This is a genomic window from Bacillus sp. BS98, from assembly GCF_008432245.1.
Taxonomy (GTDB): domain Bacteria; phylum Bacillota; class Bacilli; order Bacillales; family Bacillaceae_G; genus Bacillus_A; species Bacillus_A toyonensis.
Genome location: NZ_CP043830.1, coordinates 4,812,749 through 4,834,257, shown reverse-complemented (window position 1 = coordinate 4,834,257; position 21,509 = coordinate 4,812,749). Strand labels below are relative to the sequence as shown.

At 36.5% G+C, this 21,509-nt stretch carries 19 protein-coding genes and 1 other RNA gene; 19 read left to right on the top strand and 1 reads right to left on the bottom strand.

Going from position 1 to position 21,509, the window contains the following annotated elements; translation table 11 throughout:
- Nucleotides 1–133: 133 nt before the first annotated feature.
- The 4 genes from F0362_RS25295 to eno are packed head-to-tail and all read left to right on the top strand — an operon-like array spanning nucleotide 134 to nucleotide 4,958.
- Complete coding sequence (locus tag F0362_RS25295; protein WP_001036333.1) at nucleotides 134–1,318, top strand: phosphoglycerate kinase; 1,185 nt, start codon at nucleotides 134–136, stop codon at nucleotides 1,316–1,318.
- A 32-nt stretch (nucleotides 1,319–1,350) separates the two neighbouring features.
- Nucleotides 1,351–2,106, top strand: a complete 756-nt coding sequence (tpiA, locus tag F0362_RS25290) for a triose-phosphate isomerase (protein ID WP_001231042.1) — start codon at nucleotides 1,351–1,353, stop codon at nucleotides 2,104–2,106.
- On the top strand, nucleotides 2,103–3,632 hold the full coding sequence (gene gpmI, locus F0362_RS25285) for a 2,3-bisphosphoglycerate-independent phosphoglycerate mutase (RefSeq protein ID WP_001231145.1): 1,530 nt from the start codon (nucleotides 2,103–2,105) through the stop codon (nucleotides 3,630–3,632). Before tpiA ends, gpmI begins: the two co-directional genes overlap by 4 nt.
- A 30-nt stretch (nucleotides 3,633–3,662) precedes the next feature.
- Nucleotides 3,663–4,958 (top strand): phosphopyruvate hydratase, encoded by a 1,296-nt coding sequence (eno, locus tag F0362_RS25280; RefSeq protein WP_000103945.1) that lies wholly within the window; start codon nucleotides 3,663–3,665, stop codon nucleotides 4,956–4,958.
- A 51-nt stretch (nucleotides 4,959–5,009) separates the two neighbouring features.
- Here the strand turns inward: eno and F0362_RS25275 are convergent, their stop codons facing one another.
- Nucleotides 5,010–5,960 (bottom strand): nucleoside hydrolase, encoded by a 951-nt coding sequence (locus F0362_RS25275; protein WP_001125061.1) that lies wholly within the window; start codon nucleotides 5,958–5,960, stop codon nucleotides 5,010–5,012.
- A gap of 352 nt (nucleotides 5,961–6,312) precedes the next feature.
- Here F0362_RS25275 and F0362_RS25270 point away from each other — a divergent pair, with 352 nt between their 5' ends.
- From F0362_RS25270 to F0362_RS25200, 15 genes are all read left to right on the top strand, one after another.
- Entirely contained in the window at nucleotides 6,313–6,678 is a 366-nt protein-coding gene (locus tag F0362_RS25270; RefSeq protein ID WP_000673221.1) for a CidA/LrgA family holin-like protein, read from the top strand.
- Entirely contained in the window at nucleotides 6,678–7,370 is a 693-nt protein-coding gene (locus F0362_RS25265) for an LrgB family protein (protein ID WP_000078356.1), read from the top strand. The genes F0362_RS25270 and F0362_RS25265 overlap by 1 nt, the downstream gene beginning before the upstream one ends.
- A gap of 94 nt (nucleotides 7,371–7,464) precedes the next feature.
- Nucleotides 7,465–7,698, top strand: coding sequence for a preprotein translocase subunit SecG (secG, locus tag F0362_RS25260; RefSeq protein ID WP_000557263.1), 234 nt, complete (start codon nucleotides 7,465–7,467; stop codon nucleotides 7,696–7,698).
- 162 nt (nucleotides 7,699–7,860) lie between these two features.
- A complete protein-coding gene (estA, locus tag F0362_RS25255) occupies nucleotides 7,861–8,601 on the top strand; it encodes a carboxylesterase (protein WP_000761983.1) in 741 nt (246 codons plus the stop codon).
- A 144-nt stretch (nucleotides 8,602–8,745) separates the two neighbouring features.
- Nucleotides 8,746–11,178, top strand: coding sequence for a ribonuclease R (rnr, locus tag F0362_RS25250; protein ID WP_000391116.1), 2,433 nt, complete (start codon nucleotides 8,746–8,748; stop codon nucleotides 11,176–11,178).
- A 306-nt stretch (nucleotides 11,179–11,484) separates the two neighbouring features.
- Nucleotides 11,485–11,952 carry an SsrA-binding protein gene (gene smpB / locus F0362_RS25245; protein ID WP_001123917.1) on the top strand — a complete coding sequence of 156 codons (468 nt, stop codon included), beginning with the start codon at nucleotides 11,485–11,487 and terminating at the stop codon, nucleotides 11,950–11,952.
- Nucleotides 11,953–12,078: 126 nt separating this feature from the next.
- Nucleotides 12,079–12,433: a transfer-messenger RNA gene (ssrA, locus tag F0362_RS25240) on the top strand.
- A 432-nt stretch (nucleotides 12,434–12,865) separates the two neighbouring features.
- Nucleotides 12,866–14,020, top strand: coding sequence for a zinc-ribbon domain-containing protein (locus F0362_RS25235; RefSeq protein ID WP_149890020.1), 1,155 nt, complete (start codon nucleotides 12,866–12,868; stop codon nucleotides 14,018–14,020).
- A gap of 569 nt (nucleotides 14,021–14,589) precedes the next feature.
- Complete coding sequence (locus tag F0362_RS25230; RefSeq protein ID WP_106081886.1) at nucleotides 14,590–15,678, top strand: hypothetical protein; 1,089 nt, start codon at nucleotides 14,590–14,592, stop codon at nucleotides 15,676–15,678.
- Nucleotides 15,671–17,335 (top strand): ThiF family adenylyltransferase, encoded by a 1,665-nt coding sequence (locus tag F0362_RS25225; RefSeq protein WP_149890019.1) that lies wholly within the window; start codon nucleotides 15,671–15,673, stop codon nucleotides 17,333–17,335. Before F0362_RS25230 ends, F0362_RS25225 begins: the two co-directional genes overlap by 8 nt.
- Before the next feature lie 8 nt (nucleotides 17,336–17,343).
- Nucleotides 17,344–17,811, top strand: a complete 468-nt coding sequence (locus tag F0362_RS25220; protein WP_149890018.1) for a Mov34/MPN/PAD-1 family protein — start codon at nucleotides 17,344–17,346, stop codon at nucleotides 17,809–17,811.
- Nucleotides 17,812–17,814: 3 nt separating this feature from the next.
- Nucleotides 17,815–18,435, top strand: a complete 621-nt coding sequence (locus F0362_RS25215) for a Pycsar system effector family protein (RefSeq protein WP_000796956.1) — start codon at nucleotides 17,815–17,817, stop codon at nucleotides 18,433–18,435.
- A gap of 14 nt (nucleotides 18,436–18,449) precedes the next feature.
- A complete protein-coding gene (locus tag F0362_RS25210) occupies nucleotides 18,450–18,824 on the top strand; it encodes a DUF3307 domain-containing protein (protein ID WP_000233468.1) in 375 nt (124 codons plus the stop codon).
- Between the two features lie 221 nt (nucleotides 18,825–19,045).
- Complete coding sequence (locus F0362_RS25205; protein WP_149890017.1) at nucleotides 19,046–19,969, top strand: bacteriophage abortive infection AbiH family protein; 924 nt, start codon at nucleotides 19,046–19,048, stop codon at nucleotides 19,967–19,969.
- 79 nt (nucleotides 19,970–20,048) lie between these two features.
- A complete protein-coding gene (locus F0362_RS25200; RefSeq protein WP_149890016.1) occupies nucleotides 20,049–21,212 on the top strand; it encodes a hypothetical protein in 1,164 nt (387 codons plus the stop codon).
- Nucleotides 21,213–21,509: the final 297 nt, after the last annotated feature.

The following is a 21,509-nucleotide window of genomic DNA, read 5'->3' as shown; positions in this document are numbered from 1 at the left end:
AGTATATAAGCAATCAATGACAAAACGAGGGAGAGGGTTTGTTCCCTCTCTCTCTTCTTTCGTTTTAGAAGCAAATGTGTTAAGCTTTTGAATGGGTTTTGTCAATCCTAACTAGTAGTCGGAGGGAAATCCAATGAACAAAAAATCAATTCGTGACGTAGATTTAAAAGGTAAGCGTGTATTTTGCCGCGTTGATTTCAACGTACCTATGAAAGAAGGCAAAATTACAGATGAAACTCGTATCCGTGCAGCTCTTCCTACAATTCAATATTTAGTAGAGCAAGGTGCGAAAGTTATTTTAGCAAGCCACTTAGGCCGTCCAAAAGGTCAAGCAGTAGAAGAATTACGTCTTACTCCAGTAGCAGCACGTTTAGGCGAGCTTCTTGGTAAAGATGTTAAAAAAGCAGACGAAGCATTCGGACCAGTTGCACAAGAAATGGTTGCAGCAATGAACGAAGGCGACGTATTAGTTCTTGAAAACGTACGTTTCTATGCCGGCGAAGAAAAGAACGATGCAGAACTTGCGAAAGAATTTGCAGCTCTTGCTGACATCTTCGTAAACGATGCATTCGGTGCAGCTCACCGTGCTCACGCTTCTACAGCAGGAATCGCAGACTACCTACCAGCAGTATCTGGTTTATTAATGGAAAAAGAGTTAGATGTACTTGGTAAAGCACTTTCTAACCCAGAACGTCCATTCACAGCTATCATTGGTGGTGCGAAAGTAAAAGATAAAATCGGTGTAATTCGTCATCTATTAGACAAAGTAGATAACTTAATCATCGGTGGCGGACTTGCTTACACATTCGTTAAAGCTTTAGGTCATGAAATTGGTCTATCTCTATGTGAAGACGACAAGATCGAACTAGCTAAAGAATTTATGCAACTTGCAAAAGAAAAAGGCGTAAACTTCTACATGCCAGTTGATGTTGTAATCACAGAGGAATTCTCTGAAACTGCAACAACTCAAATCGTTGGTATCGACTCTATTCCTTCTACATGGGAAGGTGTGGACATCGGTCCTAAAACACGTGAAATTTATGCAGATGTAATTAAAAACTCTAAGCTTGTTGTATGGAATGGACCAATGGGTGTATTCGAAATGACTCCATTCGCAGAAGGTACAAAAGCAGTAGGACAAGCATTAGCAGATGCAGAAGATACATACTCTGTTATCGGCGGTGGTGACTCTGCAGCAGCTGTTGAAAAATTCGGTATGGCTGATAAAATGAGCCACATTTCTACTGGCGGCGGTGCGTCATTAGAATTCATGGAAGGTAAAGAGCTTCCAGGTGTAGTTTGTCTTAACGACAAATAAGTAGCAGCCAAAGAAAAAGGACGGTGCAAAGCATGCGTAAACCAATTATCGCAGGTAACTGGAAAATGAATAAAACTCTATCTGAAGCAGTTAGCTTCGTAGAGGAAGTTAAAGGTCAAATCCCAGCAGCTTCAGCTGTTGATGCAGTAGTTTGCTCTCCAGCTCTATTCTTAGAGCGCTTAGTAGCAGCAACTGAAGGAACTGACTTACAAGTAGGTGCACAAAACATGCACTTCGAAAAAAATGGTGCATTCACTGGCGAAATTAGCCCAGTAGCACTTAGCGACTTAAAAGTAGGCTACGTAGTACTTGGCCACTCTGAGCGTCGTGAAATGTTTGCTGAAACAGACGAATCAGTAAACAAAAAGACTCTTGCAGCATTTGAACATGGTTTAACACCAATCGTATGTTGTGGTGAGACTTTAGAAGAGCGCGAAAGCGGAAAAACATTTGATCTAGTAGCAGGTCAAGTGACAAAAGCACTTGCAGGTTTAACAGAAGAGCAAGTTAAAGCAACTGTTATCGCTTATGAGCCAATATGGGCTATCGGTACAGGTAAATCATCTTCTTCTGCAGATGCAAACGAAGTATGTGCGCACATCCGTAAAGTTGTTGCAGAAGCTGTTTCTCCAGAAGCTGCAGAAGCTGTTCGTATTCAATACGGCGGTAGCGTAAAACCAGAAAACATTAAAGAGTATATGGCACAATCTGACATCGACGGCGCTTTAGTTGGCGGTGCTAGCTTAGAGCCTGCTTCGTTCTTAGGTCTTCTGGGGGCGGTAAAATGAGAAAGCCAACAGCTTTAATCATTCTTGACGGTTTCGGACTTCGTGAAGAAACTCATGGGAATGCTGTAGCACAAGCTAAGAAACCTAATTTTGATGGTTACTGGAACAAATTCCCTCATACAACGCTTACAGCTTGTGGTGAGGAAGTAGGTCTTCCAGAAGGTCAAATGGGTAACTCTGAGGTTGGTCACTTAAATATCGGTGCTGGCCGCATCGTATACCAAAGCTTAACACGCGTAAACGTTGCAATTCGTGAAGGTGAGTTCGATCAGAACGAAACATTCCAAAATGCAATTAAAAGCGTGAAAGAAAAAGGTACTGCTCTTCATTTATTCGGTTTACTTTCTGACGGTGGTGTGCACAGTCACATGAACCATATGTTTGCTCTTCTTCGCTTAGCAGCAAAAGAAGGCGTGGAGAAAGTTTATATCCATGCGTTCTTAGATGGCCGCGATGTTGGACCACAAACAGCAAAAGGTTATATCGATGCAACAAATGAAGTAATTAAAGAAACAGGTGTAGGACAATTCGCGACTATCTCTGGTCGTTATTACTCCATGGACCGTGACAAGCGTTGGGATCGCGTAGAAAAATGTTACAGTGCTATGGTGAATGGTGAAGGCCCTACTTATAAATCAGCAGAAGAGTGTGTAGAAGACTCTTATGCGAACGGTATCTATGATGAATTCGTATTGCCGTCTGTAATTGTTAACGAAGATAACACGCCAGTTGCAACAATCAATGATGATGATGCAGTTATTTTCTATAACTTCCGTCCAGACCGTGCAATTCAAATTGCTCGTGTATTTACAAACGAAGACTTCCGTGAGTTCGATCGTGGTGAAAAAGTACCTCACATTCCTGAATTCGTTTGTATGACACACTTCAGTGAAACTGTAGATGGTTACGTGGCATTTAAGCCAATGAACCTTGATAACACTTTAGGTGAAGTTGTTGCGCAAGCGGGATTAAAGCAACTTCGCATCGCGGAAACTGAAAAGTATCCGCACGTTACATTCTTCTTTAGCGGTGGTCGTGAGGCTGAATTCCCAGGAGAAGAGCGTATCTTAATTAACTCACCAAAGGTTGCAACGTATGATTTGAAACCTGAAATGAGCATTTACGAAGTAACGGACGCTTTAGTAAATGAAATCGAAAATGATAAACATGATGTTATCATTCTTAACTTTGCGAACTGTGATATGGTTGGCCATTCTGGGATGATGGAACCAACAATTAAAGCAGTAGAAGCAACTGACGAATGTTTAGGAAAAGTTGTAGAAGCGATTCTTGCAAAAGATGGTGTAGCACTTATTACTGCTGACCATGGTAATGCTGATCAGGAGTTAACTGCTGATGGCGGGCCTATGACAGCTCATACAACTAACCCGGTTCCTTTCATCGTTACAAAAAATGATGTAGAGCTTCGTGAAGGTGGTATTTTAGGAGATATCGCCCCAACAATGCTTACACTTTTAAATGTGGAACAACCGAAAGAAATGACAGGTAAAACAATTATTAAATAATTTGCTTATATAAAAAGGAGAGAATTTATTATGTCAACAATTATTGATGTTTATGCTCGCGAAGTCCTTGACTCTCGTGGTAACCCAACTGTAGAAGTAGAAGTTTACACAGAAAGCGGCGCTTTCGGACGCGCTATCGTACCAAGTGGTGCATCTACTGGTGAGCACGAAGCAGTAGAATTACGTGACGGTGACAAATCTCGTTACCTTGGTAAAGGTGTTATTAACGCAGTAAACAACGTTAACGAAATTATCGCTCCAGAAATCGCTGGTTTCGATGTAACTGACCAAGCTGGTATCGACCGTGCTATGATCGAATTAGATGGCACTCCAAACAAAGGTAAACTAGGCGCTAACGCTATCCTTGGTGTATCTATGGCAGTAGCTCATGCAGCAGCTGACTTCGTAGGTCTTCCATTATACCGTTACCTTGGTGGATTCAATGCAAAACAATTACCAACTCCAATGATGAACATCATCAACGGTGGTTCTCACGCTGATAACAACGTAGACTTCCAAGAGTTCATGATCTTACCAGTTGGTGCTCCAACATTCAAAGAATCAATCCGTATGGGTGCTGAAGTATTCCATGCACTTAAAGCTGTATTACATGACAAAGGTCTTAATACGGCAGTAGGTGACGAAGGTGGATTCGCTCCAAACCTTGGTTCTAACCGTGAAGCTCTAGAAGTAATCATCGAAGCTATCGAAAAAGCTGGTTACAAAGCTGGCGAGAACGTATTCTTAGGAATGGACGTTGCTTCTTCTGAGTTCTACAACAAAGAAACTGGTAAATATGACCTTGCAGGCGAAGGCCGTACTGGCTTAACTTCTGCAGAAATGGTTGATTTCTACGAAGAGCTTTGCAAAGACTTCCCAATCATCTCTATCGAAGATGGTTTAGACGAAAACGACTGGGATGGTCACAAATTATTAACTGAGCGTATCGGTGATAAAGTACAATTAGTTGGTGACGATTTATTCGTAACTAACACTCAAAAACTTGCTGAAGGTATCGAAAAAGGTATCTCTAACTCAATCTTAATTAAAGTTAACCAAATCGGTACTTTAACTGAGACTTTCGAAGCTATCGAAATGGCTAAACGTGCTGGTTACACAGCAGTTGTATCTCACCGTTCTGGTGAAACTGAAGATGCTACAATCGCTGACATCGCAGTTGCAACTAACGCTGGCCAAATCAAAACTGGTTCTATGAGCCGTACTGACCGTATTGCTAAGTACAACCAATTATTACGCATCGAAGACGAATTAGGCGAAATCGCTGTTTACGATGGTATCAAATCTTTCTATAACATCAAACGATAATTGTAGAAAATAAACGACAGACCGTGAGAAATCACGGTCTGTTTTTTTATGCTAAAATTGTTCGCCCGTCATAAATGACATGAAATGTTTGAAGAAGCGATTATAATCAAAATCAATTGCTATTTGATGACTCGGCCAATCAATAAATGGTTTAGATTCTCCTAAAGAGCGAAATTCTCCAATACTTGCCCCCTGTGCATAAGATTCTGTCATGACAACGATAGGTGATTTGTGATATGTAAACATAGCGTTATCAAGTAAAGCGAGTATTGGTATTGTGTCATGGAAGGGGCTGCCCTTTAAATGTGGTAGGGCGTCTTTATAATATCCGTAGTAATAGTGATCGAATAACGGTTTGACAAGTGGAGCTTTTCCTTTTGCCTCGATGTATTCGGCCATTTCTGGTGTAATGATGGAGTATTGGGTGACGTTTAATGGGTATATGTACATGTTAGTTGCGGATTGAAGGACTATATTAGCGGCAGTAGGATCGCCATAAAAGTTTGCTTCGGAAATAGGGGTAACATTACCAGGATGGAGAAAAGCACCGCCCATTACGTAGAAAGATTTAATTTGCTCCATTAATTGTTTACATACGATAAATAAAATTGCTAGGGAGGTAAGTCTTCCTAAACTTACGATGATTAATTCATCTTTATACTGTTCAATAAGAGGAATAACTTCAAAAAAATTCTCCATTTCTTCGTTAGTCACATTCTCCTTTGGAATAATTGGGCCGAGTCCCTGTTTCCCGTGTACATCTGTAAAAAAAGCAGGAGGGGCACCAGTAATTGGCCGTTCTGATCCACCAAAGATTTTGATATTTCTACCCTCTACTTCGTTTGTAAGAAAATGAGCATTTTCTACGGCCATTTTTTTTGGAACATTGCCGTAATCAGCAACGATACCGACTATTTCTATTTCATCGATAAAGAATGCTAAGAGGAGAGCCATCGTATCATCGATTCCAGGATCACAAAAAATAAGAACTTTTTTGGGCATATGTTCACCACCTATCTTGTTTATCCCGTACAAACTTGCTTGGTGAGGGCTAATAATCAATAGGGATGAGGACACCCTCATTGATTAAAGTTTCACTTTATATATATGTAAGTTTAAGGATAAAAAGATTATTTTATTGAAATAATAGTATCGGAAATTCAGAAAATAAAAACTTTTTATATTAGGTCAATGTTTTTGACGTAATTTTTGTTTGGAAATGCAGTCATATCAAGGTTGTAAGCGTATAACATAGGCTGTTTTTGCTGTCAAGTTGATAAATTGCAGCTTTTTACAATTTATACTATGATAAAGATATTAACAGAAGATCGTATAAACATGAGGGATGATGAACATGAAATTTACAAAGATCCTTGTCCAAATTGCTGCTCTTTATGTGTTTTATATGGTTGGAACTTGGGTGCAAGAAATGTTGAATATTCCAATTCCAGGAAGCTTGATTGGGATGTTTCTTTTACTTGTTTTACTTAGCCTAAAAGTACTTCCAGTGAAATGGTTTGATTTAGGAGCGGAAACACTCGTCGCTATTATGCCGTTTTTATTAATTCCGCCAACGCTTGGCTTAATGAATTACGGTGCTTTTTTTATGAGTAAAGGAATTTCTCTTTTCATTACAGTTGTAGCGAGTACGTTTTTAATTATCATTGTCGCAGGACATACAGGGCAATATCTTGCGAATAGAAAGGAAAGAGAGTCGTGATGAGTCAAATATTAACCGGAATCGGTTGGGTTCTTTTTACGGTGCTATTATATCAATTATCTAAAAAAATCTATCAATTATTTCCAACACCATTTACTATTCCAATGCTTGTAGCGACAGGATTAATGGCTTTCTTATTTATTGTGCTTGATATACCATATCAACATTATATGGAAAGCGGTGGTGGCTGGATTGCGAAGTTACTTGGACCAGGTGTTGTAGCATTTGCAATCCCGCTTTACAAACAACGTCATGTGCTGCAAAAATATGTTGTACCGATTGCGGGCGGAGTATTAGTAGGTACAACAGTTGCGATTGCGAGTGATTTTGCTATTGCCTCACTTATGGGAACAGATAAAAGTTTAATTTTATCTTCATTACCAAAATCAGTGACAATGCCGGTTGCGATGAGCGTTTCTGAACAAGTTGGTGGTGTTCCATCCTTAACAGCGGCATTCGTAGTTATCGCAGGTATTACTGGAACGATTACAGGTCCAATTTTATTAAAATGGAGCCGCGTTACAAACTCGGTTGGTAAAGGTATCGGATTTGGATGTGCTTCTCATATTATGGGTGTTATGAGAGCAATGAAAAATAACGAACATGAAGGTGTTATTGGATCGGTAACAATGACATTAACAGCAATTTTGACATGTTTGCTCGGACCGTTATTTGCAATGATGTTTATGTAATAGAAGAAAAGCGAGAGCGACTCTATAGCTCTCGCTTTTCTATAGGATTTATGCTACAGTTAAAATAACTGAATCTTTGTAGGAGGTACGCCAAGTGCATACGTTATTATCCGTTTTACTTATTATTGTATCGATTTTAATGATTGTTATGGTACTTATGCAGTCTAGTAATAGCTCAGGCCTTTCAGGTGCAATTTCCGGCGGTGCAGAGCAATTATTTGGTAAGCAAAAAGCACGTGGAATTGAAGCGGTATTAAACCGTATTACAATTGTTTTAGCTGTATTGTTCTTTGTATTAACAATTGCTGTTACGTACTTAAACTTATAGAATTGAAAGAAGAAGCGTTAGTAGTTTGTACTAATGGTTCTTCTTTTTTTATTTTGTTATTTGAAAAAAGTTTCTAATTAGATTATAGAAATATAAATATGGTACACTAAGATATAGAAAGAATACGACTAGATTACAGAAGAGAAAGAGGAGAAGTACATGATGAAATTAGCATCTCCGAAACCATTTACATTTGAGGGTGGAGACCGCGCTGTTTTATTACTACATGGATTCACAGGAAACTCAGCTGATGTACGTATGTTAGGGCGTTTCTTAGAAAAGAAAGGCTATACTTGTCATGCGCCAATTTATAAAGGACACGGCGTACCACCAGAAGAACTTGTTCATACAGGTCCTACAGATTGGTGGCAAGATGTAACGGAGGCATATCAGCTTTTAAAAGATAAAGGCTTTGAGAAAATTGCTGTCGTTGGTTTGTCACTAGGCGGAGTATTTTCTCTGAAATTAGCATATACAATCCCTGTTTTAGGTGTGGTACCAATGTGTGCACCGATGTATATTAAGAGTGAAGAAACAATGTACCAAGGTATATTGGCATATGCTCGCGAATATAAAAAGCGTGAGCAAAAATCACCAGAGCAAATTGAACAAGAAATGTTGGAATTCCAACAGACACCGATGAATACATTAAAAGCATTACAAGAGCTAATTGCTGATGTACGTAATAATGTTGATATGATTTATGCACCGACGTTTGTTGTACAAGCGCGTCATGATGAAATGATTAATACGGATAGTGCTAACATTATTTATAACGGTGTAGAATCAACGTTAAAGGACATTAAATGGTATGAAGACTCTACGCATGTCATTACACTTGATAAGCAACGTGACGAGCTACATGAGGATGTATATAACTTCTTGGAGCAACTAGATTGGTAAGATCTAGTTGCCTCTTTTTTTCATAAGGAAATTTTTATGGAAACTGTAAAAAAATCATTAGGGGAGTATTGAATTTTCGCTTTATACATCCCCCATCTTTCGGATACACTAAATAATATAAGGGTTTAAAGGAGGTATTTTTGCTTGGAAGAAATCATACAAGAAAATATTGATAAGTTGTTATTATTTATGAGAGAAGAAGCGTATAAACCGTTAACGATACAAGAGTTAGAAGAGGCATTTGGAATTGAAGGTTCTGAGGGCTTTAAAGATTTTGTAAAGGCACTTGTAATGATGGAAGAGAAGGGACTTGTTATTCGTACACGTAGCAATCGTTATGGTCTTCCTGAAAAGATGAATTTAGTGCGTGGTAAGTTAATTGGACATGCGCGTGGCTTTGCTTTCGTTGTGCCAGAAGAGAAGAAAACGGGAGATGATGATCTTTTCATTCCTCCTACAGAATTAAACGGTGCACTTCACGGTGATACAGTATTAGCACGCCTAAGTTCACAATCAAGTGGTTCACGTCAAGAAGGTTCAATTGTACGCATTTTAGAACGTGGAACGAAAGAACTAGTTGGTACATATACAGAATCGAAAAACTTTGGGTTTGTTATACCTGACAATAAGCGTTGGACAAGTGATATTTTCATCTTGAAAAGCGCATCCATGGGTGCTGTAGAAGGCCATAAAGTAGTTGTTAAAATTACGAGCTATCCAGAGAATCGTTTAAGTGCGGAAGGTGAAGTTATTCAAATTTTAGGTCATAAAAATGATCCAGGAGTAGATATTTTATCGGTCATCCATAAACATCATTTACCTTTAGCATTTCCTGAGGAAGTGATGGAGCATGCAAACAGTGTACCAGAAACGATTTCAGAAGAAGACTTGAAAGATCGCCGTGATTTACGTGACCAAATGATTGTAACGATTGATGGTGCAGACGCGAAGGACTTAGATGATGCTGTTACAGTAACGAAGCTTGAGAACGGTAATTACAAGCTTGGTGTTCATATTGCGGATGTAAGTCATTACGTTGAAGAAGGTTCTCCAATTGATGTTGAAGCAGCGGAAAGAGCGACGAGTGTATATCTTGTTGATCGTGTAATTCCAATGATTCCACATCGTCTATCTAACGGTATTTGTTCATTAAATCCGAAAGTAGACCGTCTGACACTGTCTTGTGAAATGGAAATCAACAACTTAGGTGATGTTGTCAAACACGAGATTTTCCAAAGTGTGATTAAAACGACAGAGCGTATGACATATGCTGACGTAAGAAGCATTTTAGAAGATGAGGACGAAGAGTTAATCAAGCGCTATGAACCGTTAGTACCAATGTTTAAAGAGATGGGCCAATTGGCACAAATTTTACGTGAAAAGCGTATGCGCCGTGGTGCAATCGACTTTGACTTTAAAGAAGCAAAAGTATTAGTAGATGAAGAAGGAAAACCGACTGATGTTGTAATGCGTGATCGTTCTGTATCAGAAAAGTTAATTGAAGAATTTATGCTTGTTGCGAACGAAACCGTAGCAGAACACTTCCACTGGATGAACGTACCATTCATGTACCGTGTCCATGAAGATCCGAAAGAAGATAAGTTAGAGCGATTCTTCGAGTTTGTAACGAACTTCGGATATGCGGTAAAAGGACGTGCGAATGAAGTACATCCTCGTGCATTGCAACAAATTCTTGAAATGGTTCAAGGACAGCCTGAAGAAGTAGTAATTTCAACGGTTATGCTTCGTTCTATGAAGCAAGCACGTTACGATTCGGAAAGCTTAGGACATTTCGGCTTATCAACTGAGTTCTACACGCATTTCACATCGCCGATTCGTCGTTATCCAGATACGATCGTTCATAGATTGATTCGTGAATACGTCATTAACGGTAAAGTCGACAGTGAAACACAAGCGAAATGGCGTGAAAACTTACCAGAGATTGCAGAGCACTCTTCTAATATGGAACGTCGTGCTGTTGAAGCAGAGCGTGAAACAGACGAAATGAAAAAAGCAGAGTATATGGTCGATAAGATCGGTGAAGAGTATGACGGTATGATTAGCTCTGTAACAAACTTCGGTTTATTCGTAGAGCTTCCAAATACAATTGAAGGTCTTGTACATGTTAGTTACTTAACGGATGATTACTACCGTTACGACGAGAAGCATTTCGCAATGATCGGAGAACGTACAGGTAACGTATTCCGCATCGGTGACGAAATTACAATTCGTGTTATTAACGTAAACAAAGACGAGCGCGCAATTGACTTTGAAATCGTTGGCATGAAAGGTACACCTCGCCGTAAGTTCAAAGATCGTCCAGTCGTTATCGAACAGCCAAGAACAGGCAGAAAGAAACGGGGTGGACGTAGCGAGCGCAGTAATGAGCGCGGCGGCGAACGCGGTACAGGTAGAAAATTTGACCGTGGTGGCAAAGGTAACAGCACAGGAAGAGGATCCGCATCAGCATCCACGTCCGCTAGTCAGCCAGGGAAAAAAGATGGTAATGGCAAGAAGAAAAAAGGATTCTTTGAAAACGTACCAGGATTCAAGAAGAAAAAGAAAAAGCGTAAGTAAGAAAAGAGTGGCTTCGCTTTGATGAAAAGCGGGGCCGTTTTTCTTTTTATTGTCATTTCACTCCCTCGAACGAAGCAAAAAGCGCTTCTCTGTCGGGAGTTCCAATGTCCAAAGATTCTGAGCGAGCTACTTTCGCTTTTTGTGTAATCCAGCTACAGTGGCTAGAATGTTTGGCGACTTCGCTTCTTCCCCAGAGGCAAAGGGCGCCTCAAGGTCAGAAGCTCCATCCACCTCACATTCTGAACGAGCCACTTTCGCTTTTTGTTTACATTTGTTACAATAGTAAAAATAGAGGAGGGACGTTATATGCCAAAAGGTACAGGTAAGGTTATTGCACAAAATAAAAAAGCATTTCATGATTATTTCATCGAAGAAACATACGAAGCAGGGCTTGTCCTTCAAGGAACGGAAATTAAGTCGATTCGCGCTGGTCGCGTGAACTTGAAAGATGCGTTTGCACGTATACATAATGGTGAAGTATGGGTTCATAATATGCATATTAATACGTACGAGCAAGGGAATCGTTTCAACCATGATCCGCTTCGCACGAGAAAATTACTTCTTCATAAAAAAGAAATTGATAAACTAGCGGGAGCTGCAAAAGAAACAGGTTACGCATTAGTTCCACTTAGAATCTATTTGAAAAATGGATTTGCAAAGATGGCACTTGGTTTAGCAAAAGGTAAGAAACAATATGATAAACGTCATGATTTAAAAGAGAAAGAAGCGAAACGTGAAATTGCACGCGTGTTCCGTGATCGCCAAAAGATGTAATACAGATATTTACATTTGTAAAACGGCGCGCGTATGATATAATAACTTATGTAAGGTTATTGCACATTGAAAAACAGCTCTTAGTAGCTATCACGATATTTTCTTCGTATGCTCCATTTTTATCATGGGGACGTTACGGATTCGACAGGGATAGTTCGAGCTTAGGTTGCGAGTCGAGGGGATCGGCCTCGTTAAAACGTCAAAGCCTATAATTGGCAAACAAAACAATCTTTCTTTAGCTGCTTAATTGCACTAAAGGTTCCTCCCTCCATCGTCCATGTGGTAGGGTAAGGGACTCAAACTAAGTGGACTACGCCGGAGTTCGCCGTCTGAGGGCGAAGGAAGAGAACAATCAGACTAGCAACTTGGAAGCCTGTCGATAGGCCGAAGAGTTTGCGAAATGCTAATATATCGACTACACTCGTAGAAGCTTAAGTGCCGATATTTTTGGACGTGGGTTCGACTCCCACCGTCTCCACCAATACATATTTGGTGGTTTTTTTATTTTTGTATAACAAGAAGCATAAGATGGCCGTTTTGGCCAACTTATGCTTCTTTTAGTTTACGGCCAACTTATGCTTCCTTTAACGGTAGCTTTATGGGTAAGGTCACAAAGGGTGTTTCTTGAAACAAAGAAACAGCCGTCCGTATAAATCAGCTTTTTTTCGTCATAAAATTATTTAGCAGGCAACCATTAAATAATTAGACCAAAAAATCTATACAACATCTTTGAAAGATTACAGGAATATCAACGAAAAGCGTGATTCATTTCTACCTCGATTAGAGTTGAGCTTTGTATTGGTCACAATATAGGGAAACGTTATTCTCCATGAGAACTATCGTATAATGTAAGTAGTTATGAAATGGTGATATATTTGCTTTAAATACATAATTAAATATAGGAGTATTTGAAATGGGAAAAGGTAAAACGCACGAGGAATATCTTGCGGAACTATTAGAAAAACGCGGGGACGAATTCGAGGTTATCGAAAACTATGAAACAAATGCTAAAAAAATAATGCATCGTTGTAGAAAATGTTCGCATGAATGGCCTGTAAGACCTATAAACCTTTTAAGAGGTAGCGGTTGCCCTGGATGTAGAAATAAAAACTTAAGTAAAGAACGAAAAAAGACAAAAAAACAATATGCAGCAGAAATTTTAAGAGTTCATGGTGGTAATATCAAAGTTATAGGTACATACAATGGCGCTAGAAATACCACAGACCACCAATGTAATGTATGTAAAAATATTTGGAGCGCAGCACCAACAAATATCTTAAAAGGAAGAGGTTGCCCAAAATGTGTAGGTAAGAACAAAACGCAAGATGATTATATAAACTGCGTTTATAAAGTTCATGGCGATAATATCCGTGTTATAGGAATGTATAAAGGAGCACGCGAAAAAACAAAACATAAATGTAAGTGTGGCCACGAATGGAATCCAATGCCGACAGATATTTTAGGAGGAAAAGGTTGCATAGTATGTGGTGGGAAAATGAAGCGTACACATGAAAGATATGTTAGAGAAGTTTTTGAAGTACACAGCGATAAGATTGAGGTTATAGGAACATACGTAAATGCTAAGACAAAAATAATGCATCGTTGCAAGGCGTATGGCCACGAATGGGATGCAGCACCTTTAAATGTTGTAAATAAAAGCTCAGCTTGTCCAAAATGTAATGAGTCGACAGGCGAAAAACTTGTAACTGAAATTTTAGAATCACATAATGTTTTATTTGATACACAGGTTTCGTTTGGAGACCTGGGATTCAAGAAACATACTAGATTAAGACCAGACTTTGTTTTATACAGCAACGAGAAACCGACGCTTGTTATCGAATATAATGGGATACAACATTATAGACCGGTGGATATATTCGACGGTGAAAAAGGCTTTAAAATAACGGTGAAACGTGACAATATCAAACGTGAGATGTTAAATAAAGCAGGTATACATATATTAGAAATCCCATACTACAAAACGGATGTAGAAGTTAGGGAAATGATAGAGGAAGCTATTGAACGTTTTGGAATAGAAAAAGAGTATGATTTCATGGATCGTGCTTAATTAGAAGAACAAACTCTATTCAATCCATAAATTTAACATAAATAATAAGCGTCTTAAAGAAGTTTATTAGATTTTTACGATTATGATGAACAAAAAGGATTAATGCAGTTATAAATTTTGCAAAAGACAATGACGATAAAGTAATTAGTTCTAAGAATGATTAGTTTTAATTAAATAATTTAAGAGCGTGTTTTGATTAATCTTTTTCAAAACACGCTCTTTCTTTTTACTCGTTTATTAAAGGTATTGGTATGCAACTTTATGGGTAAAGACATATAATCAATTTTTTTTATAAAAAAAGAAAGTTTATAATAAAAGAGAAAGCTTTTAATTAAACTAAATTTAAAATCTACATTAAGTCCGGTCGCGAAATTAAATAAATTTTCAAAAATATGATGCTTGTAAATTGTGTTTAATGATTGTTCGTAATACAATATATAGTAGTTATGGTTTTGTTTACTAAAAGATGAAATTTTAGAAGGGTTAAATTTCATGAAAATGATTATAAAAACCCAGAGGAATTTTAGGATGTTTAGAAGGTAGATAAAACCAAGGGGAGGAATCTTAGCGTGAATAGTAAAGGGACAAAATACCGGTCAATTATTTCTACAGATAAAAGATATAGAATCCAGCAAAATCCGTTATACTTTATTTTAAATGAAAACCAAAGCATCTTTAAAAGTGCAGAATATAGAGCTTCCGAACAAGAAGTCCAAAGGATTATTGAGCTAGAATTAGAACAGGATTTTAAAATTGGTGGGCACGTAGATTTTGACTATTTACTTGATAATATAAAAGAATACGATGACTTTAATAAGGAATCGAATCAGAAAGCGAATGTTAAATTGTGTTCCCTCTTTGTAGACTTGCGAAATTTTACAAGAAGAGCTTTGTTTGTAAATGAACCGGGTATAGAATCAATTCAAGAGATTGCCAGTTTAAAACAAAAAGCGATCTCCACATGGATTAAATTAGCTAGATTTTACCAAGCTCATATTCATTCTATTACTGGGGACGGCTTGATGATCCTTATCGGTGGAACCCAACCAGAAGATGCGGATGACTGGACATTAGGAGCAAGAGCTTACCTTTTGGCATTGCGTATTTTGGAAAGCACAGATACTTTGAATGAGGAATTAAAACAGATTTTAATTGAAAAAGGTAAGCCAACGCATGCAACCAACCATAATAACCTATTAGATATAAAAGTAGGCGTTGAATTTTCAAGTGAAACACTTATGAATCCGCAAGGCGTTGTCGTTAACGTGGATGGAGTAAAAAAAGCTGTTGGTGAGATTAAAGCTACTGCTTTTGAAATTGATTTCTCCGCAAAATTGCTTGGGCATTATAATAGTATTAAGACGAATAAAATTGAAGGAACCCCTAAATATGGGAGAGTTTTATTGATGGGGGAGAGATATAAGGAGCTAATGAATTTCATAGATGAAACTTCTATTGTTCATTATGCAAATTATGAAAAACAGATGTTTGATGTAAAGCAATCCAGAAAAGTTTTATATAGGGATTGTAAGGACCATAAAGGTTCAATCATCACAATTGAAGAAGTAGCAGCACTTTGTAACGTCCACGATATTTCTGAACAAGCAAGAATGGCAAGTATTCATATAGCTAGGGAGGAAAAAACTCAGCATGGATAAACAAATAAGTGATGTGAAAACCGAGTTGGAAAAACTCGGTTTTCATTTTCCTAAGGAAAATATTGCTGTTGGAAGAGTTCCACAGGATAGCGATATATCTGGCTTTTTCATTAAAGTGGAGATTAACCTGGACAATTTCCCGATAAAACAGCCATCAATAAAATTAATTAGTATAAACGATAAGGAAGATTTATATAAAAGTATCCCTGTTTACTGGAGACATGTGGACGAGTTCGTTGGCTCAAATCCAAAAAACTCCCAATTTCATATATGTTGTTTACATAATTGGAGTGCGAAACAAGAATACAATGGTGTGTTCATATACCAAAGAATATTAGATTGGTTAAAATCTAATATAGATGAAAAGTGGAACCCAGAAGAAGATTTAATTACGTGGCGCATTTTACCGCAATTTAGCCAATCAGTTATTTATATTCCACAAACTTTTATTAAAGAGTTAGAGAAAAGCGAAGTAAGAACTCTTTTTAAAGTTGATATATGTCATCAGCCCTTCACTTTTAAAACAGGGGCTCAAGCTTCTCTCAAAAATAGGGGTGAAACATATTCATACAGTCAAATTGATTATAATCAATCTTATCATTTTTTTCCGGAAATCAAGGGTGATGTGGAACATGTTCTGCTAAAAGATTTGATGATTAAAGAAAAGCATTCAAAATCGAGATTACATATTATTAGACTTCCTAGCCGTTCTGCATTTAAAACGTTTTATCAGTTGCTTATCTATATAAGAAACAACACTGAATTAACAAAAATCGAAAAAAGTGTAAAAAATATCGTTTTATTTGTTATGTTTAAAGGTGATAGCGGAAAAATGGAGTACATCTCTTTTATTGTTGGGAGAGAATTCTTGGATAGAAAGAAAGATTTCCAAACAACAATTTTAAAAATAGAAAGCATTGCCCAAAGGGAAAGTGCTGTAGACTTGGCAGTTGGATTATTGGGAGTGGGCTCTTTAGGAAGCCAAGTGGCACGAGTATTGGTTGAAAAGGATGTAAAGAAATTGATACTTGCTGATTATGATAGATTTTCACTTGAAAACCTTGGCCGTCATGTATTAGGGTCCGTACATTTAGGATTGAGTAAATCAGTTGCCTTGAAAAATTTTTTATCAATGTATTATTTAAAAAATAATATTATTGGAGTGGGTAGTAATCAAGATATTGAAGTTGCTGAACATGCGGATTTACTTGTAGTGACTGTAGGAGATACCCAAGCATACGATAAGCTGGCATTCCAAAAATTACTAAATTATGACAAGCCAATAATCTGGGCATGGACTTCTGAAAATAATATTTTACAGGAGATCGTTATTACAACAAAATCGACAGGTTGTTTAAATTGTTACTACAGAAGAATTATAGAGGATGATGAACTTAAGCAACTGCAGAAGCTAGCCAAACAGGAAATAGCAAAATACCCTAAAGCTGAAATCGATGTTTGCGGAAATCCGCATACAGCCTCATTAATGGAGCGTATGGTATTTTTAGCTTCACAAATTGTTTCGATTATATCTTATTATTCTAAACATAAAAGTTTTAAGTTCGATTATGTAAACTACTATTGGGGAATGGATGACATTATTCCAACACCTTTGGTAGGGTATCTTGAAAAGAATCAATCATGCTTTTGTAATTAGGAGAATATATGAAAAAAAGAAAAATATTAATTTCAAAATATGTCTTAAAAAAAATGGAACTTTTAACAATGAAATATGATAGGGTAGAAAATGGTGGATTGATATACGGCAGGATGAATCCGGAGTGGATTCAAATTAACGATGTATCAGATGCTGGCGAAAAAGCTAAAAGGACATATTCAGGTGTTGAGTTCGATAGTGAATATTTATCGAAGTATACAGAACAAAAATTACTTGAAGAGCAGTTTGTAGTTGGTACATGGCATTCCCATCCTAAGGGATATGACATTGTTCCCTCCGCCATTGATCGGACTACGATGAGTCGTTTATTTCGATATTACGATGAATCGCATTATCCTGTTTTTATCATAACAAAGTTTGAAAAAAACAAGTTTTTTTTCGCACTTTATAAAATTGAAGAAGATGGCTCAGTTACAAATCTGGTTGATTATGAGGTGTTTGAGGAGGAGACATAGCATTTGGCTGAAGAGAAAAAGGATAATAAAAATCGGTTAGATTTCTTATATAAAGCAATCGATGATACACAAAACACCATTCGCTTTACAGATACAAAGGCTGGTGCCGTAGTTGTTTTTTGGACTTTGGTATTGAATATTATTTTGCGTAAAGATTTCAATTGGTACTTAAGCGTACTAACCACTAATAATTGGGTTGAACAATTAGTGGTAGTAATTTTAACTGCAACCTTAATTTACTTTTTTGCAAAAAGTGTATGGATGGTATATATGACATTGGTACCCCGTATTAATCCAAGGGAACATATTGATACTACGGATTTTGATGCACAGCATTTATTTTTCTTATCAGAGACAGTCCCTGGGATAGAGGGGAAGTATCTTTATAGTAATTACGGGAATCCTAAAATGAAAATAAGTGCTAAAGAATATTATGATAAATTAACTAATTTAGATTCCGAAGGTGTTGAAAAAGAATTAATTATTGAGTTACAAAAGGTGTCCTATATACGTAATGTAAAACTAGCAAGGGCCAATGTGGCAATAACAGCTGTGGTATATTCCTTAATTACAGTAACATTGTTAGTGCTGTACCTTACGGGCAATAAATTTTTCACACAATAAGGAGGAGGATTGATATGGTTCATTTAGAACTAAATGTTTCCTTATTTATAGTGTTATATATTGGACATAAAATTGGTGATTACTTGCTTCAAACAGATTACCAAGCAGTAAATAAGAAAGATAATTGGATAGCTTTAATTAGTCATTGCTTTATTTATACTTTAGCTGTATCTATAATGGCGTATGTGTTCGTCGGTTTCTTCAACTGGACTGCTATCTTTATATTATTTATTAGCCACATAATTATTGATAGAAAAATTTTTTTAAATTGGTGGGCAAAAAATATAAAAAGAATTAGAGATACCGAAGAACCAGCTGTTCAACCGGGATTAATTGAATTAGACCAGGCATTTCACTATATTATATTATTTATAATCAGTTTTTTATAAGGTGAATGTAAAAATATTGATACAGAAGAAGTAAAAGGACAGATGGATAGCGAAATCTGTCCTTTTATTTATAAAAAAGTTGCACTGTTTTTCCCCTTTTCGATTACAGAATTCTAAATGATTATTAATAAAACTAGTGGTTTTATTCCGCTATATTGTATATAAAGATATAATATAATGGGAACAATCAAAAAATATGTTTTTTATAAGGGGATGAAAGGATGAGTAACTTATTTATTATTGGTAATGGATTTGACTTATCACATGAGTTACCTACAATGTATAAGGATTTTTATAAATACTTAATAGAAAACTACCCTAATGCAATGGATATGAATCTAACGTTTAATATTGATGGTTCATCAATGCCTGATGGTTCAATAGAATTTGATAAAGATGAGGTAGTAGCTTTTCTTATCGATTTGATCTCTAGAGCTGAGAGAAACGGAGAAGACTGGTGCGATATCGAAACAAGTTTAGGGCGTTTGGATTATGATCAGTACTTTGATGAAATGTCTTATCTATATGATGAGGATGAGGATGAATTTAGAATAGCAAACATATATGAAGATGTTGCATCAAATTTTTATTTAGTCACTATACAGATTAAAGAATTGTTTGCAGAGTGGATTAACACTATTGATATATCCCAAGTTGAATTTAAAGATTCTTTTTATGAATACTTAGATCCAGAGAGAGATTCTTTTTTAACCTTTAACTATACATCCGTTCTAGAAGAGGTGTATGGTGCTATGTATGTAGAACATATACATGGAATGCAAAAAAGAGATATAATAATTGGTCATGAAGGTGGAGACAGGGATTTCCAAAATGGCCCTATAGGTACAGAGTGGCCGTTGTCACAAATACATGATTCTTTAAGAAAAGATACACAAAAGATTATAGAACAGGAACAGGATTTTTTTAATTACTTACCACCTATAGAAAAGATATATTCATATGGTTTTTCTTTTTCAAATGTAGACTTACCTTATATAAAAGAAATCTGTAATAAATTAGATACTATAAATATTACTTGGTTTCTACATGACTACCACGAAAAAGAAGTTAGGGATAGGTACAGAAAGATTATTAGGGAATGTGGGTTTAAAGGGGATTTTGAAGTGTTTAGTGTAAATGAATAAGATGTGAATTTAAAGTAGAGTCTTACTACTTAGAAAAGAAAGGTCCGTTTGATAATGAAAGCCCCAGGAGGACTAAATTATGTTGGATATATTTGATGGGAATTCTAAAATCTATAAAGAAATTGTCCATGAAGTGTTAGATATTGTTGTTGAACATTTCATGGAAGTGGGAAGTAACCTTGAATACGATGAAATATACGGAAGCGTATTTCCACTACATAAGCAAGATGAAGAAGATAGAGAAAATCAAGGTTTAGCTTTTCTAAAAAAATTGCATAGAGAAATCATTGATAACTTTTTGCATGAATTTTCTCCTTTTAAAGAATATGTTTTATACCATATTCTGTTGTTTGTTCATGAAGGTTCAGAAGGAACCTTTTTACTTTCCGACACGATTCAAAAATCCTTAAAGAAAAGAGAGACAAGCAGCCTGGATGAAGATGAATTAAATGTACTAAATTCTATTAAAACGCTTGAAGATTTAATTGGAGTTTGTTTTGAGGATTTAGATTTCCTTGGTGTTGAAAAGATATTTAACATATACAAAACAAACCCAAAAATTGTAACTGATTTTCTTCATATCGATTTAGAATATTATAAAGAGTTGCTACCTGATGATATCTTATCTGAGTACAATCAAATTCAAGAATACCTTAATCTTAAAGAAAGGAGCACTAAACAGGATATAGATGTTAAGGAAGTATCAGAAATTGTAAATGAAAAAGATGATTTTTATAAAAAAGTGGAAGATTTAATTGCTACGTTCAAGCATTATATTGAACACAAGAAGGTACATATTCTTTTTAATAATAAAATGGGACAAGCTAAAGAAAAACAGGTTCAAGTAGCATTCGGTATGGTGGCTAATCTAGCTCTAAAAGGATCTGGAATTGTAATCTCACCGGAAGTAGACACAGGGAGAGGAATCGTTGATTTTCAACTTTCAAAAGGCGTGGATTTCCAAGTGCTCATAGAATTTAAGTTAGGAAATCACGGAAGGTATGAGGATGGATTAACTTACCAGTTACCTACCTACTTATCGGCTGAACAAGTTGACCACGGTTTTTTTGTTTTGGTTTGTTATACGCAGGAAGTCTATGAAGAGGCGCAATCTTTGTACTACAAAGCTGAAGAACTAAGTCAAAAATACAACAAGAAAATCCAATTCGAGAGAATCGATGCCAGTGGAACATTAGAATCCGCATCAAAAATCCGAACAGAGAAATACATGGGCTTTAACTAGAATCTCTTCTTGAAAAAGTAGTAACAAAACATGAGAATCAGGATAGATTTTATCCAAAATGTTATGCCTATATGAGTAAATTATGAAGAAGTGTATTTAAACTAACAGATAGTGTTAGTGAAAAAAGGACTACTATATTTCTTATAACAATTTTGTAGTTCTAATCTTTAGTAATTAGGTGCTTTAATTGAATATAGAAAAAGCGTGTTTTGATCAATCTTTTATTCAAAACACGCTTTTTTATTTATTCTATTATCAAGGTTTATTAAGTTAATTTAATCAAATTTTATTCAAAGA